This is a genomic window from Haemophilus parainfluenzae, assembly GCF_900638025.1.
GTDB classification, from domain to species: domain Bacteria; phylum Pseudomonadota; class Gammaproteobacteria; order Enterobacterales; family Pasteurellaceae; genus Haemophilus_D; species Haemophilus_D parainfluenzae_J.
In genome coordinates this window covers 1,892,018-1,905,211 of sequence record NZ_LR134481.1, presented here as the reverse complement: position 1 = coordinate 1,905,211, position 13,194 = coordinate 1,892,018, and the positions used below count along the sequence as shown (strand labels likewise).

At 39.0% G+C, this 13,194-nt stretch carries 12 protein-coding genes; 9 read left to right on the top strand and 3 right to left on the bottom strand.

What is annotated here, in order from left to right; genetic code table 11:
* Positions 1-9 precede the first annotated feature (9 nt).
* Complete coding sequence (gene argG / locus EL215_RS09470; protein ID WP_126471751.1) at positions 10-1,344, top strand: argininosuccinate synthase; 1,335 nt, start codon at positions 10-12, stop codon at positions 1,342-1,344.
* Positions 1,345-1,452: 108 nt separating this feature from the next.
* Here argG and fur read toward each other — a convergent pair whose 3' ends face one another.
* From fur to EL215_RS09455, 3 genes are all read right to left on the bottom strand, one after another.
* Entirely contained in the window at positions 1,453-1,887 is a 435-nt protein-coding gene (gene fur / locus EL215_RS09465) for a ferric iron uptake transcriptional regulator (protein WP_126471749.1), read from the bottom strand.
* A 32-nt stretch (positions 1,888-1,919) separates the two neighbouring features.
* Positions 1,920-2,444 carry a flavodoxin FldA gene (gene fldA / locus EL215_RS09460; RefSeq protein WP_126471747.1) on the bottom strand — a complete coding sequence of 175 codons (525 nt, stop codon included), beginning with the start codon at positions 2,442-2,444 and terminating at the stop codon, positions 1,920-1,922.
* A gap of 102 nt (positions 2,445-2,546) precedes the next feature.
* Positions 2,547-3,332, bottom strand: coding sequence for an alpha/beta fold hydrolase (locus EL215_RS09455; protein ID WP_126471745.1), 786 nt, complete (start codon positions 3,330-3,332; stop codon positions 2,547-2,549).
* A 70-nt stretch (positions 3,333-3,402) separates the two neighbouring features.
* Here EL215_RS09455 and seqA point away from each other — a divergent pair, with 70 nt between their 5' ends.
* The 8 genes from seqA (at position 3,403) to apt (ending at position 13,185) form a co-directional block, all read left to right on the top strand.
* Complete coding sequence (gene seqA, locus EL215_RS09450) at positions 3,403-4,044, top strand: replication initiation negative regulator SeqA (RefSeq protein ID WP_049357617.1); 642 nt, start codon at positions 3,403-3,405, stop codon at positions 4,042-4,044.
* A gap of 4 nt (positions 4,045-4,048) precedes the next feature.
* Positions 4,049-5,401: an o-succinylbenzoate--CoA ligase gene (menE, locus tag EL215_RS09445; protein ID WP_126471743.1), complete on the top strand. Its 1,353-nt coding sequence runs from the start codon at positions 4,049-4,051 to the stop codon at positions 5,399-5,401.
* A gap of 13 nt (positions 5,402-5,414) precedes the next feature.
* Positions 5,415-8,756, top strand: a complete 3,342-nt coding sequence (gene mscK / locus EL215_RS09440; RefSeq protein WP_126471741.1) for a mechanosensitive channel MscK — start codon at positions 5,415-5,417, stop codon at positions 8,754-8,756.
* Between the two features lie 16 nt (positions 8,757-8,772).
* Entirely contained in the window at positions 8,773-9,846 is a 1,074-nt protein-coding gene (gene aroC / locus EL215_RS09435; protein WP_126471739.1) for a chorismate synthase, read from the top strand.
* 63 nt (positions 9,847-9,909) lie between these two features.
* Positions 9,910-10,782: a penicillin-insensitive murein endopeptidase gene (gene mepA / locus EL215_RS09430; protein WP_126471737.1), complete on the top strand. Its 873-nt coding sequence runs from the start codon at positions 9,910-9,912 to the stop codon at positions 10,780-10,782.
* A gap of 10 nt (positions 10,783-10,792) precedes the next feature.
* A complete protein-coding gene (locus EL215_RS09425; RefSeq protein ID WP_126471735.1) occupies positions 10,793-11,560 on the top strand; it encodes a TSUP family transporter in 768 nt (255 codons plus the stop codon).
* A 9-nt stretch (positions 11,561-11,569) separates the two neighbouring features.
* Positions 11,570-12,529, top strand: a complete 960-nt coding sequence (lpxM, locus tag EL215_RS09420; protein ID WP_126471733.1) for a lauroyl-Kdo(2)-lipid IV(A) myristoyltransferase — start codon at positions 11,570-11,572, stop codon at positions 12,527-12,529.
* A 113-nt stretch (positions 12,530-12,642) separates the two neighbouring features.
* Positions 12,643-13,185, top strand: a complete 543-nt coding sequence (apt, locus tag EL215_RS09415; protein WP_049357606.1) for an adenine phosphoribosyltransferase — start codon at positions 12,643-12,645, stop codon at positions 13,183-13,185.
* Positions 13,186-13,194: the final 9 nt, after the last annotated feature.

Sequence of the window (13,194 nt, the reverse complement as noted above, 5' to 3'; positions counted from 1 at the left end):
AAATAAAATATGTCAAATACAATTCTGCAACATTTACCTAAAGGTCAAAAAGTTGGTATTGCTTTTTCAGGCGGGCTCGATACCAGTGCGGCATTACTTTGGATGCGTCAAAAAGGTGCAGTACCTTATGCTTATACAGCAAACTTAGGTCAACCAGATGAAGATGATTATAATGTCATTCCAAAAAAAGCAATGGAATATGGTGCAGAAAATGCGCGTTTAGTAGATTGTCGTGCGCAGTTAGCCCATGAAGGAATTGCGGCTATTCAATGTGGTGCATTCCATATTTCGACTGGTGGAGCAACCTATTTCAATACCACACCACTTGGTCGTGCGGTAACGGGTACGATGCTTGTTGCAGCAATGAAAGAAGATGATGTCAATATTTGGGGTGATGGTTCAACTTTTAAAGGTAATGATATTGAGCGTTTTTATCGTTATGGTTTATTAACCAACCCAAATTTAAAAATTTACAAACCATGGTTAGATCAACAATTCATTGATGAGTTAGGTGGTCGTTTTGAAATGTCACAATTCTTAATTGAAAATGGTTTTGACTACAAAATGTCAGTAGAAAAAGCCTATTCAACTGACTCTAATATGTTAGGCGCGACACATGAAGCGAAAGACTTAGAAGAGTTAAGCACAGGCATTAAAATTGTGAAACCTATTATGGGCGTAGCATTTTGGGATGAAAATGTTGAAGTGAAACCAGAAGTAGTGACTGTTCGTTTTGAAGAAGGTGTGCCAGTTGCCTTAAATGGTAAAACATTTGATAACGTGGTGGATCTTTTCTTAGAAGCAAATCGCATTGGTGGTCGTCATGGTTTAGGCATGTCAGACCAAATTGAAAACCGTATTATTGAAGCTAAATCACGCGGTATTTATGAAGCACCGGGAATGGCATTATTCCATATCGCTTATGAACGTTTAGTAACTGGTATTCATAATGAAGATACTATTGAACAATATCGTATCAACGGTTTACGTTTAGGTCGTTTGTTATACCAAGGTCGTTGGTTTGATCCACAAGCGTTAATGTTACGTGAAACCGCACAACGTTGGGTCGCTCGTGCGGTGACTGGTGAAGTGACATTAGAACTTCGTCGTGGTAATGACTACTCAATCTTAAATACTGAATCACCAAACTTAACCTATGCGGCTGAACGTTTAAGTATGGAAAAAGTGGAAAATGCACCATTTGATCCAATCGATCGTATTGGTCAATTAACCATGCGTAACTTAGACGTAGCAGATACACGTGGCAAATTAAGTATCTACTCTCAAGTAGGTTTATTAACTGCAGGGAAAGATTCTGTTTTGCCACAATTAGGTAAAAAATAATTTTCTCTTTTAAATAGAAAGAAGTGCGGTCGATTTTGACCGCATTTTTAGTTGAGATAATAAAAAAACCTTAGGTTTTAGCCTAAGGTTTTTGTTTTTTAGCAAGCATTATTTTTTCTCTTCACATTTGTTGATATCGCTACATTTACCGTAGAGATATAAACTGTGTGCTTTTAATTTGATACCATGTTGCTGACTGATTTCTTTTTGACGCTGTTCGATAATATTATCAGTAAACTCAAATACTTTACCGCAATCTTCACAGATAATGTGATCGTGGTGTTCTGTTGGTGCAAGTTCAAAAACAGACTTGTTACCTTCAAAATTATGACGAATTAAGATATGCGCTTCATTAAATTGGTTAAGCACACGATATACAGTTGCAAGGCCAATATCACTGCCTTGTTCCAACAAGATCTTATATACATCTTCTGCTGAGAAATGCTCGTTTTTATGCTCTTGCATTAACGTAAGAATAGTCAGCCGAGGTTCAGTAATTTTTAATCCGGCTTTTTTGAGTAATTTGATGTTTTCTTCAGACATAATGTTCCCTTAAATATGCTAAATAGAGATGGTTAAGCTAATTCTGCTAAACACATTTCATCGTAGATTTGTTTTGTCCATTTCTGTACGCGTTCTGCAGTAAGTTCCGGTTGACGATCTTCATCAATACATAAGCCAATGAAGTTTCCATCGTCCAGTAATGCTTTCGATGCTTCAAAGGTGTAACCATCCGTTGACCAATTGCCCACGATAATTGCGCCACGTGGTTCAACGATATCACGTACTGTACCGATTGCATCACAGAAATAATCAGCATAATCTTCCTGATCGCCACAGCCAAAAATACCCACTAATTTGTCAGTAAAATCAATTTCTTCTAAAGTAGGGAAAAAATCATCCCAGTCAGCTTGCGCTTCACCGTAATACCAAGTCGGAATACCGAAAAGTAAAAAATCATAACTTTCGATATCTTCTTTTGTGCTTTTTGCAATGTCACGAATATCGACTAATTCATTGCCTAATTGTTTTTGAATCATTTTTGCAATGTTTTCTGTATTACCTGTGTCACTACCGTAAAATAAACCGACAACTGCCATTGTTCTTTCCTTTAAATAAAATTGAGTGAATAGAAAAAGTGAGAGACTAAAGCCCTACGATTTGTGCGAACTATACCATAAATGAATTCTCATTTAAAACGATTAATTCTTATTTAGAAACCTATCAATCGCACGTATCACAAAATCAGGTTTCTCCGCATGAACCCAGTGTCCAGAACCATTAATGGTGAAAGAAGTCGCATTCGGGAATTGTTTTAGAATGGTTTCCGTATATTCAGGTTTAATATAAGATGAAAGCCCACCTTTGATGAAGAGCGTTGGCGTATTAACAAAAACCTCTTGCCAATCCATCAGTTCCGCATAATGTTCAAAAAGAGCGGTCAAATTGAAACGAAAATATTCAGGTGAAGTCGCATCAAAAGATTTCAACATAAATTGCACCACATTAGGAGTGGCAATTTCAGTTTCTAAAATAGGTTTGGCTTGTTGACGAGTTTTTGGTTGAGCTTTTTTTACAGCAAATAACCCGCGAAATACATCATTATGTCCAGTGCTGCTATTCGCCACAGGGGCAATATCGATGACAACTAATTTTTCTACGCGCAGTGGTTGAAGTGCGGTCATTTTCATGGCCGTTTTTCCGCCCATTGAATGGCCAATTAAAATCACTTTATCTAATTGAAGATAATCGATAAGTTGCCATACATCATCAGCCATGACGTCGTAATTCATTGTTTCTGAATGAAAACTTTGTCCGTGATTACGTAAATCCACACGTAAAATGTTATACTTATCGCTAAATGCACGAGCGATAACCCCAAGATTATTCATATCCCCAAATAAGCCATGAATAAAAACTAAAGTAGGTGAATTAATTTGTTGTTTTGTTTGATGAAATTGATAGTTTAATAATTGGTAAGATAACATATATTTTACGTGAGAATTTACTTGGAAATCGTTATAATGGACAGAAATTTTAGCAAACGGAGAGAAAAAAATGAAGATAATTGAAGTCGATGAAGAGTTATATCAATATATTGCTGGAAAAACTCAGTCAATCGGAGAAAGTGCTTCAGATATTCTTCGCCGTTTGTTGAATTTACCTCATCATGCGATAAGTCAGAATGATGTCTTTGACTCAGAGGGATCTTCTCAAATTTCAAAAAATAAAGAACATTCAGCGTCTGTTTTTGTCGAAAAAAAAATGGAAATACCTCAACAAAAGGTTAAGTCGGTAGAGTCGCAGAGAGCAGTGAAAAAGCAATCGGATGAAGCTATAAGCCATATAGTGGATAAAGTTCGCACGTTACTAAACTCACCTGACTTTAAAGCTGAAACAAAAGCAGTTGTACGTTTTTTAAGTATATTACGCATTCTTTATCGTACAAATCCAGAAAGTTTTGCTTTGGCAACAGAAAGTTTACAAGGTCGTACTCGAGTCTATTTTGCTCGAGATGAAGCAACCTTACTAGTTGCGGGTAATCATACAAAACCGAAGCAAATTCCGGATACGCCGTACTGGGTGATTACGAATACCAATAGTGCTCGTAAGATGTTGATGTTAGAGAGCGCAATGCAATCTATGCATTTGCCAGAATGTTTAATTGATGAGGTTCGTCCTTGTTTTATCAATAATTAGTGCGATGCAAAAATTTCCTTGGCAAATATTTGCCCAAAGTCCACTGCATGCTCATAAGGTAGCGTTGCGAAACTCGCAAGGTATTCATATTACTTGGGGTGAACTTTATGAAAAAATTAACCAGGTAGAAGCATTCCTTTTGCAACAAGAGGTGACGGCAAAAAGTGTTGTTGCTTTTTGTGGTAAAAATTCAGAACAGATTTTATTTCTTTATTTAGCGGTGATTCAGCTTGGTGCAAAAATTTTAGGTATCAATCCTGCATTTCCTCAAGAAAAAAGAGAGGAATTGTGTCGAGCATATGGTGTAGATTTTTGTTATCAGACCGAAGATATTCATTATTTAGCTGCTGAAGCATTCCCTGAACATAAAGCGGATTTTGCAAAAGCGGCAACGATGACGCTCACATCAGGTTCTACTGGTTTACCTAAAGCGGTGGTGCATAATGTTTCAGCTCATTTGGCTAATGCAGAAGGCGTTTGTACCTTAATGAATTTTGGCAAAGATCAATCATGGCTACTTTCTTTACCGCTTTATCATGTTTCTGGACAAGGTATTGTTTGGCGCTGGCTTTACGCAGGAGCAATTTTAGTTTTACCTACAGAAGATTTTTATCAATCTATTGGTGAAGTTTCCCATGTTTCTCTCGTGCCAACGCAATTACAGCGTTGGTTTGATTATTTGACGGAGCATCCTCAGCCAGTTCAAATACAAGCCGTGTTATTAGGTGGGACACAAATCCCTGTAAAATTAACCCAAATGTTAAGTGAATTAGATATTCGAAGCTATTTAGGCTATGGTATGACAGAAATGGCTTCTACCGTATTCGCTAAACAATCGGATGGAAAAATTGGTGTAGGTCAACCTTTACTTGGCCGAGAGTTCAAGTTAGTGAATGAAGAAGTTTGGCTAAAAGGTGCCGGGCTTGCCATGGGATATTGGCGAGAAGGATATATTGTTCCACTTACCAATGCCGAAGGTTGGTTCCAAACAAAAGATAAAGCTCAATGGCTTGATGACGAATTAGTTATTCAAGGCCGATTGGATAATATGTTTATTTCTGGCGGTGAAAATATTCAACCGGAAGAAATTGAAAAGGTGATTGCACAATCAGATTTGGTGAAACAAGTCTTTGTTTTACCTAAACGTGATGAGGAATTTGGTCAACGCCCAGTGGCGTTGGTGGAATTTCATATGCCGTTTAATGAAAGTGCGGTCGAATCTCTCAACGTTTTTTTACAAGGGCGATTGGAGCGATTTAAGCAACCCGTTACCTACTATGAACTCCCTCAGGATTTAATCCAAGGGGCAATAAAGATTTCTCGCAAAGCACTCGCCGATTGGCTGTCGCAACAATAGGAAAGTTGATTTAATGAAAAATATCTCTCGAGTTTTGGCCGCACTTGGTCTTTCATTTGTTTTTACGCTGGCGCTTTCTCAGCCCGTTTGGGCAGAGAATAATGCTGATTTACCAACTGAAAAAATACTTAAAAGTGAATTAGCTGAGGCGGAAAAGTTACCGGATGGTGAGGAAAAAACAAGTAAAGTGGCCACAATTCAGGCGTCACTCGATTTCTTACAACAAATTCAAACGCAGCAAAAAAGCAATAATGAGCTACAAGAGACACTCATTGATGCGGATTCTGAAATTCAGAAAAACAATAGCGATCTTCAAAATCTTAAAAAACAGCTAAGCACGCCAAATAACACCGATTATGCTTCGCAAAGTTTAGCGACTTTACAGGCTCAGGTTGAGAAACTGACCAATCAACAACAAGATGCTCAATCTGCATTAAGTGCAGTGAATGCACAACTTGCAGGGCAAAGCGCTGTATCCGAACGCGCCCAAACAGCCTTAACAGATAATGTTAAACGTACGCAAGAATTGAATCAGAAATTGGCTGACCCAACAACCAGTTCGCTATTAAAACAGCAAATTCAGCTTGAATTGCAACTGATAGAACTAAAAAATATCTATAATCAAGTGCTATTAAAAAATAGCGATCAGTTGACTGTGCTTTATCAAAGTCGATATGAACTGTTGAATACGCGAGTTCAAGCATTGCAGCAACAAATTGCGGCTATTCAAGACGTGATAAACCAAAAGAATTTGGCTAAAACACAAAACCAAGTTGAGCAAGCACAACAACAAAGCCAAAATGTTGAGCAAAATCCGTTGATTCAGAAAGAATTGAATTTGAATGCACAGCTTAGCCAATATTTACTTGAGCAAACTGAGAAAACCAATACATTAACGCAAGATGAATTGCGCATGCGAAATGTATTGGATAACTTGACGCAGACACAGCGTACCATTGATGAGCAAATCAGTGCGTTACAAGGCACGTTGGTGCTTTCTCGCATTATTCAGCAACAAAAACAAAAATTACCGACCAATTTAAATATTCAAGGTCTTTCAAAGCAAATTGCCGATTTGCGTGTACAGATCTTCGATATTACGCAGAAACGTAATGAGCTTTATGATATTGATGCTTACATCAGTAAAATAGAGCAGGATGAAAACAAATCGTTTACACCGGCAGAAAAAACACAATTAACCAATTTACTCACTGAACGTCGTAAAGTAGGGTCAGATTTAATTAAGTCGTTGAATAACCAATTGAATTTGGCGATTTCCTTAGAGTTAACTCAACAGCAAATTACTCAAATCAGTGATCAGATTCAGTCTAAACTCGACCAACAAAGTTTCTGGGTAAAAAGTAATAATCCAATTAATCTTGATTGGTTCAAGAAATTACCGATGTCACTCAAAGCACAATTTGATGGCATTGGAAAGAAAATCGGCTTTCCGACAAACTTTGATAATTTGCCGTATTTACTCACTTACGTCTTTATTTTGTTTGTGATTGGTGGATTGATTTTTAAATTTAAAGAGTCGATTAAACAACGCTTAGCTGTGATTAATGGTGAGATTAACACGCTTCGTTCGGATAGCCAATGGCATACGCCACTTGCGTTATTTTATACGGCGCTTTTATCGTTATCAGGCACCCTGTGGTTCTTAGCGACTTGCCAACTTTTAGGCTTTTTCTTTGTGAAAAATCCACAAGAGTTTTGGGAGTGGTCGCTTAGCATGGCGGGCTATTGGTGGTTCTTTAGTTTTATCTTAGCTATTCTTCGTCCGAATGGTATTTTAGTGTGCCATTTTGGTTTTACTAAAGAGAGTGCAGCGAGCCTACAAGACGTCACGAAACGTATTATTGTTTCTGTTGTGTTATTACTGAATACGTCAATTTTCAGTAATGTCATGGATACAGGTTTAGCAAATGACGTATTGGGTGAAATTAATACCATTGTTGCTTTGCTTTTCTGCATTGTAATTATTGCACCACGTTTTATTCGTACTGAAAAATCATTGAGTTCAACGACAACAGATAAGCGTGATAGAACCATTTTCAAAATTGTACGAATCTTATTGCAATTGGTCCCTGTTATTTTAATTGCACTAATTGCTTTAGGCTATTATTACACCGCCTTAAATTTAATTACGCATATTATTAATACCTACATTGCATGGGTGGTGTGGTCGTTGGTGCGTCATACAATTTATCGTGGTGTCACCGTAGCATCAAGACGTTTAGCTTATCGTCGTTTACAAGAAAAACGTCAGCAAAAACAACAAGATTCAAGTGATGCTTCAGCCTCTGATGATGTGGTCGTGATTACCGAACAAGAAGAGGGATTGGACTTAAATGAAGTGCGTAGCCAGTTACTACGCTTTGCCGATCTCTTTATTTGGACCGCACTTTTTGTCATCTTTTATTATGTCTGGTCAGATTTAGTTACGGTGGTAAGTTATTTGCGTGATATTACCTTGTGGCAACAAACTTCAACAACTGAAGCGGGCGTGGTGACCGAAACGATTTCACTCTTTAACTTGATTGTTGCGTTAATCATTGTTGTGATTACCTATATTTTAGTGCGTAATATTCAAGGTATTTTAGAAATATTACTCTTCTCCCGAGTGAAACTTTCACAAGGTACGCCTTATACCATTACAACATTATTAACCTATATCTTGGTTGCAGTGGGTGGCGCATGGGCATTTTCTACCCTTGGGATGTCATGGTCTAAATTACAATGGTTATTTGCCGCCCTTTCCGTTGGTCTCGGTTTTGGTATGCAGGAAATTTTTGCGAACTTTGTTTCCGGCATCATTTTATTATTTGAGCGTCCAATTCGTGTGGGCGATACTGTGACAATTAACGATGTAACAGGTACAGTAGCGAAAATCCGTATTCGCGCCATTACGATGATCGATCCGGACCGAAAAGAAGTGATTGTGCCAAATAAATCCTTTGTAACTGGACAAGTGACTAACTGGGCATTATCTAACACCGTTACTCGTTTGGTTATATCCGTTGGGGTGGCTTATGGATCAGATTTAGAGTTGGTGAAACGTTTATTATTGCAAGCTGCAAATGAGCAACCAAGCGTCTTAAAAGATCCGGAGCCAAGAGCATTATTCTTAACTTTTGGTGCGAGTACGCTAGATCATGAGTTACGAGTCTATGTAGGACAGGTAGGAGAACGAAACGATACGCTTGATGCGCTCAATCGCCGAGTGAATGAGTTATTTGCAGAAAATAATATTGATATCGCCTTCAATCAATTAGATATTTTTATTAAAAATAACGATACAGGCGAAGAGATCCCATTTATTGATGTGGCAAAATTAGCGAAAAGTCATTAATTAAAAAGGAAAAAATATGGCAGGGAATACTATCGGACAAGTTTTTCGTGTGACAACTTTTGGAGAGTCACATGGCATTGCATTAGGCTGTATTGTAGATGGTATTCCGCCCAATCTTGAATTATCTGAAGTTGATATTCAACCGGATTTAGATCGCCGTAAGCCCGGTACATCGCGTTACACCACACCCCGTCGTGAAGACGATGAAGTGCAGATTTTATCTGGGGTATTTGAGGGTAAAACAACGGGTACCAGTATTGGAATGATCATTAAAAATGGCGATCAACGTTCACAAGATTATGGCGATATCAAAGATCGTCTCCGTCCAGGGCATGCGGATTTTACCTATCAACAAAAATACGGTATTCGTGATTATCGCGGTGGTGGGCGCTCTTCTGCGCGTGAAACCGCTATGCGCGTTGCTGCGGGAGCGATTGCGAAGAAATATTTACGTGAGCAGTTTGGCATTGAAGTCCGTGGCTTTTTGAGTCAAATTGGCGAGGTGAAGATTGCCCCACAGACTGTAGGAAAAATTGATTGGGATAAAGTAAATAGCAATCCATTTTTCTGTCCGGATGAACGTGCGGTCGAAAAATTTGATGAATTAATCCGTGAATTGAAAAAAGAAGGGGATTCGATTGGGGCTAAACTAACAGTGATTGCAGAGAATGTTCCTGTCGGTTTAGGCGAGCCTGTTTTTGATCGACTTGATGCTGATTTAGCCCATGCGTTAATGGGGATTAATGCCGTTAAAGGTGTAGAAATTGGCGATGGTTTTGCGGTGGTTGAACAGCGTGGAAGTGAACATCGTGATGAAATGACTCCAAATGGCTTTGAAAGCAACCATGCTGGCGGTATTTTAGGGGGGATTAGCTCAGGTCAGCCAATTATTGCAACGATTGCTCTAAAACCAACATCTAGTATTACCATTCCAGGGCGTTCTATTAATTTAGAGGGCGATCCTGTCGAAGTGGTGACAAAAGGCCGTCATGATCCTTGTGTGGGAATCCGTGCAGTCCCTATTGCAGAAGCCATGGTCGCAATTGTGTTACTCGATCATTTATTACGTTTTAAAGCGCAATGCAAATAACTCTTTTAAATTAAGCTTATTTTTCTTTCATTAAAGATAAGAAGATTCGTTTTAGGAAATTTTATGAGTAGATCTTTAGCAAAATTACTTTCAAGTGCGGTTGTTTTAGGGAGCGTTTTTTTCTCGTTACAAACAACAGCCTCACCACAAGACTGGCAACGAATTAAACGTCCAATTCCAGCAACAGACGGTAAGGCAAATCCAATCGGTAGCTATTCGAATGGTTGTATTATCGGAGCTGAACCTTTGGCTTATAAAGGTGAGGGCTATCAAGTGATTCGTATGAATAAAAATCGCTATTATGGTCATCCGGATATGATTGCCTATTTACAGCGTCTTGGACAAAAAGCGAAGTCAGTAGGCTTACCAACAATGTTGGTTGGGGATATTGCTATGCCCGGTGGTGGTCGCTTTTTAACGGGGCATGCAAGTCATCAAATGGGATTAGACGCAGATATTTGGTTGCGCATGGGTACCATGACAGACAGTGAAGCGTTAAATTCTGACGGAAAAGGCTTGCTCGTGGTGAATCGCCAAGCACAACGAGTTGATGAAAATGTGTGGAATAACAATCATGCAACGCTAATTAAATTGGCCGCACAAGATCCCAAAGTGACCCGTATTTTTGTGAATCCAGCAATTAAATTAAAACTTTGTCAAACTGCAGGTGATGATCGTGCTTGGTTACATAAAATTCGTCCATGGTTTGGCCATGATTCACATTTCCATGTGCGCATTGCTTGTCCGAAAGATGCGGCTTATTGTGAAGATCAAGCACCTGTACCAGCAGGCGATGGTTGTGGTGATGAGCTTTATTCTTGGTTTGAACCCGCAAAACCAGGTTCAAGCGCTTCTAAACCAAAAGTGACACCACCAGAACCGTTCTTGTGCCAACAAGTGTTGAATTCGCCAAATAGTAGCGAATGGTTAGAGTAGGAGTTAAATAATGGAGTTGGGGATTGATATTTTAGCCATGCTTTTTGCTGCTGCCTTTATTGCCGCATTTATTGATGCGATAGCGGGTGGCGGAGGCTTAATTACCATCCCTGCCTTATTAATGACAGGTATGCCACCAGCAATGGCGTTGGGCACGAATAAATTACAAGCATTTGGCGGCGCATTGTCGGCAAGTATTTACTTTTTACGTAAAAGAGCGGTCAATTTATCGGAGTTTTCTTTCATCTTACTGGTGATTTTTATCGGTTCGGTGATTGGTACCTTGCTTATTCAAAGTTTAGATGCGTCATTAATTAAGAAAGGGCTTCCATTTCTCATTTTAGCGATCGGCTTATACTTTTTGTTTACGCCTAAATTGGGCGAAAGTGATCGCAAACAACGAATTTCTTACGCTGTTTTTGCATTATGTTTTGGCTCATTGCTGGGTTTTTATGATGGTTTTTTTGGACCAGGTGTAGGCTCATTAATGAACTTGGCTTGTGTCACATTGCTTGGATTTAATCTCACCAAAGCAACTGCGCATGCTAAAGTGATGAATTTAACCTCAAATTTTGCGTCATTAATTTTCTTCTTTATTGGTGGTCATGTCATTTGGACTGTCGGTTTAGTGATGATGGCAGGAAGTCTGATAGGTGCAAATTTAGGCGCCAAAATGGTGATGGCAAAAGGCAAACAATTAATTAGACCGATGGTGGTGATTGTGTCATTTATCATGACAATAAAAATGGCGTATGATCAAGGTTGGTTTCATTTTTAACAATTGATTATGACAGATTCTCAGAAAAAATTACGTATTACAGCACGAACAGGCTATGAACCACATTTTTCATGGTCATATTTGCATCCTAAAAATTGGGGCATTTGGCTTGGTATTTTTGTGCTGTTGTTACTCGCTTTTGTGCCATTTCGTTTACGCGATAAAATGGCCGAGAAACTGGCTCGTGCGCTGACGAAAAAAATCGGTAAACCACGTATTCGTGCCGAGATTAATTTGAAACTCTGTTTCCCAGATTGGACGGCTGAGCAGCATGATAAAGTAATTGAAGAGATGTTTGTAACGGTCGCACAAGTCATGCTTGGTATTGGTGAAATTGCCATTCGTTCTAAAAAACATTTACAAAAACGCAGTGAATTCATTGGCCTTGAGCATATCAAGCAAGCTAAAGCTGAAGGGCATAACATCATTTTGATGGTACCACATGGTTGGGCGATAGATGCCTCTGGCATTATTTTGCATACACACGGCATGCCGATGACGTCAATGTATAACCCGCATCGAAATCCGTTGGTGGACTGGTTGTGGACTTTAGCGCGTCAACGTTTTGGCGGAAAAATGCATGCTCGCCAAAATGGTATTAAGCCTTTTTTAGCACACATCAAACAAGGCCAAATGGGGTATTATCTTCCCGATGAAGATTTTGGTGCCGAGCAAAGTGTCTTTGTGGATTTCTTTGCTACTTATAAGGCGACGCTTCCTGGGTTAAACAAAATGGCAAAATTAGCGAAAGCGGTGGTTATTCCAATGTTCCCTCGCTATAACGCCAAGCGTGGCAAGTATGAAATGGAAATTCGCCCACCGATGCAATTAAGCGACGATCCTGAGCAATCGGCCCGTGCGATGAACGAAGAAATAGAGTATTTCGTCACGCCAACACCCGAACAATATGTCTGGATTTTACAGCTTCTTCGTACTCGAAAAGACGGGGAAGATATTTACCCAGATTAATTCATTTTATTTACAAAAGTGCGGTCAAAATTCACCGCACTTTTGCATTTTTATATGCTAGAATGCGAGCCTAAAAACAGGATTTTTTCTTACTCTTTTTTGAGCAATTATTTATGAACAAACAACTTGAATTAATCAAATCATCTATCAAATCTATTCCAAATCATCCAAAAGAAGGCATTATTTTCCGTGATATCACGAGCTTACTTGAAGTGCCTGCAGCTTTTAAAGCCACAATCGATTTGATTGTTGAAAAGTATAAAGATCAAGGACTCACAAAAGTAATTGGTACCGAGTCTCGTGGATTTATTTTTGGTGCGCCAGTTGCATTAGCATTAGGCTTGCCATTTATCCCCGTTCGTAAACCAGGCAAATTACCGCGTGAAGTGATTGCACAGTCTTATCAATTAGAATACGGTCAAGATACCCTTGAATTGCATACAGATGCGATTTCACAAGGTGATAACGTGTTAATCATTGATGACTTGTTAGCAACGGGTGGTACAGTTGAAGCAACCGTAAAATTAGTTCAACGTTTAGGTGGAGATGTGAAACATGCTGCCTTTGTGATTAATTTGCCAGAATTAGGGGGCGAAAAACGCTTACGTGATTTAGGCATTGATTGCTACACCTTAGTCAATTTTGAAGGCCATTAATTTTTAAAG

What these genes read in the sequence shown, in the direction of transcription:
- fldA (WP_126471747.1), bottom strand. Translation starts at nt 2,444, where the DNA reads ATGGCAGTTGTCGGTTTATTTTACGGTAGTGACACAGGTAATACAGAA.
- lpxM (WP_126471733.1), top strand. Translation starts at nt 11,570, where the DNA reads ATGACAGATTCTCAGAAAAAATTACGTATTACAGCACGAACAGGCTAT.
- mscK (WP_126471741.1), top strand. Translation starts at nt 5,415, where the DNA reads ATGAAAAATATCTCTCGAGTTTTGGCCGCACTTGGTCTTTCATTTGTT.
- menE (WP_126471743.1), top strand. Translation starts at nt 4,049, where the DNA reads ATGCAAAAATTTCCTTGGCAAATATTTGCCCAAAGTCCACTGCATGCT.
- aroC (WP_126471739.1), top strand. Translation starts at nt 8,773, where the DNA reads ATGGCAGGGAATACTATCGGACAAGTTTTTCGTGTGACAACTTTTGGA.
- mepA (WP_126471737.1), top strand. Translation starts at nt 9,910, where the DNA reads ATGAGTAGATCTTTAGCAAAATTACTTTCAAGTGCGGTTGTTTTAGGG.
- EL215_RS09455 (WP_126471745.1), bottom strand. Translation starts at nt 3,332, where the DNA reads ATGTTATCTTACCAATTATTAAACTATCAATTTCATCAAACAAAACAA.
- apt (WP_049357606.1), top strand. Translation starts at nt 12,643, where the DNA reads ATGAACAAACAACTTGAATTAATCAAATCATCTATCAAATCTATTCCA.
- fur (WP_126471749.1), bottom strand. Translation starts at nt 1,887, where the DNA reads ATGTCTGAAGAAAACATCAAATTACTCAAAAAAGCCGGATTAAAAATT.
- EL215_RS09425 (WP_126471735.1), top strand. Translation starts at nt 10,793, where the DNA reads ATGGAGTTGGGGATTGATATTTTAGCCATGCTTTTTGCTGCTGCCTTT.
- seqA (WP_049357617.1), top strand. Translation starts at nt 3,403, where the DNA reads ATGAAGATAATTGAAGTCGATGAAGAGTTATATCAATATATTGCTGGA.
- argG (WP_126471751.1), top strand. Translation starts at nt 10, where the DNA reads ATGTCAAATACAATTCTGCAACATTTACCTAAAGGTCAAAAAGTTGGT.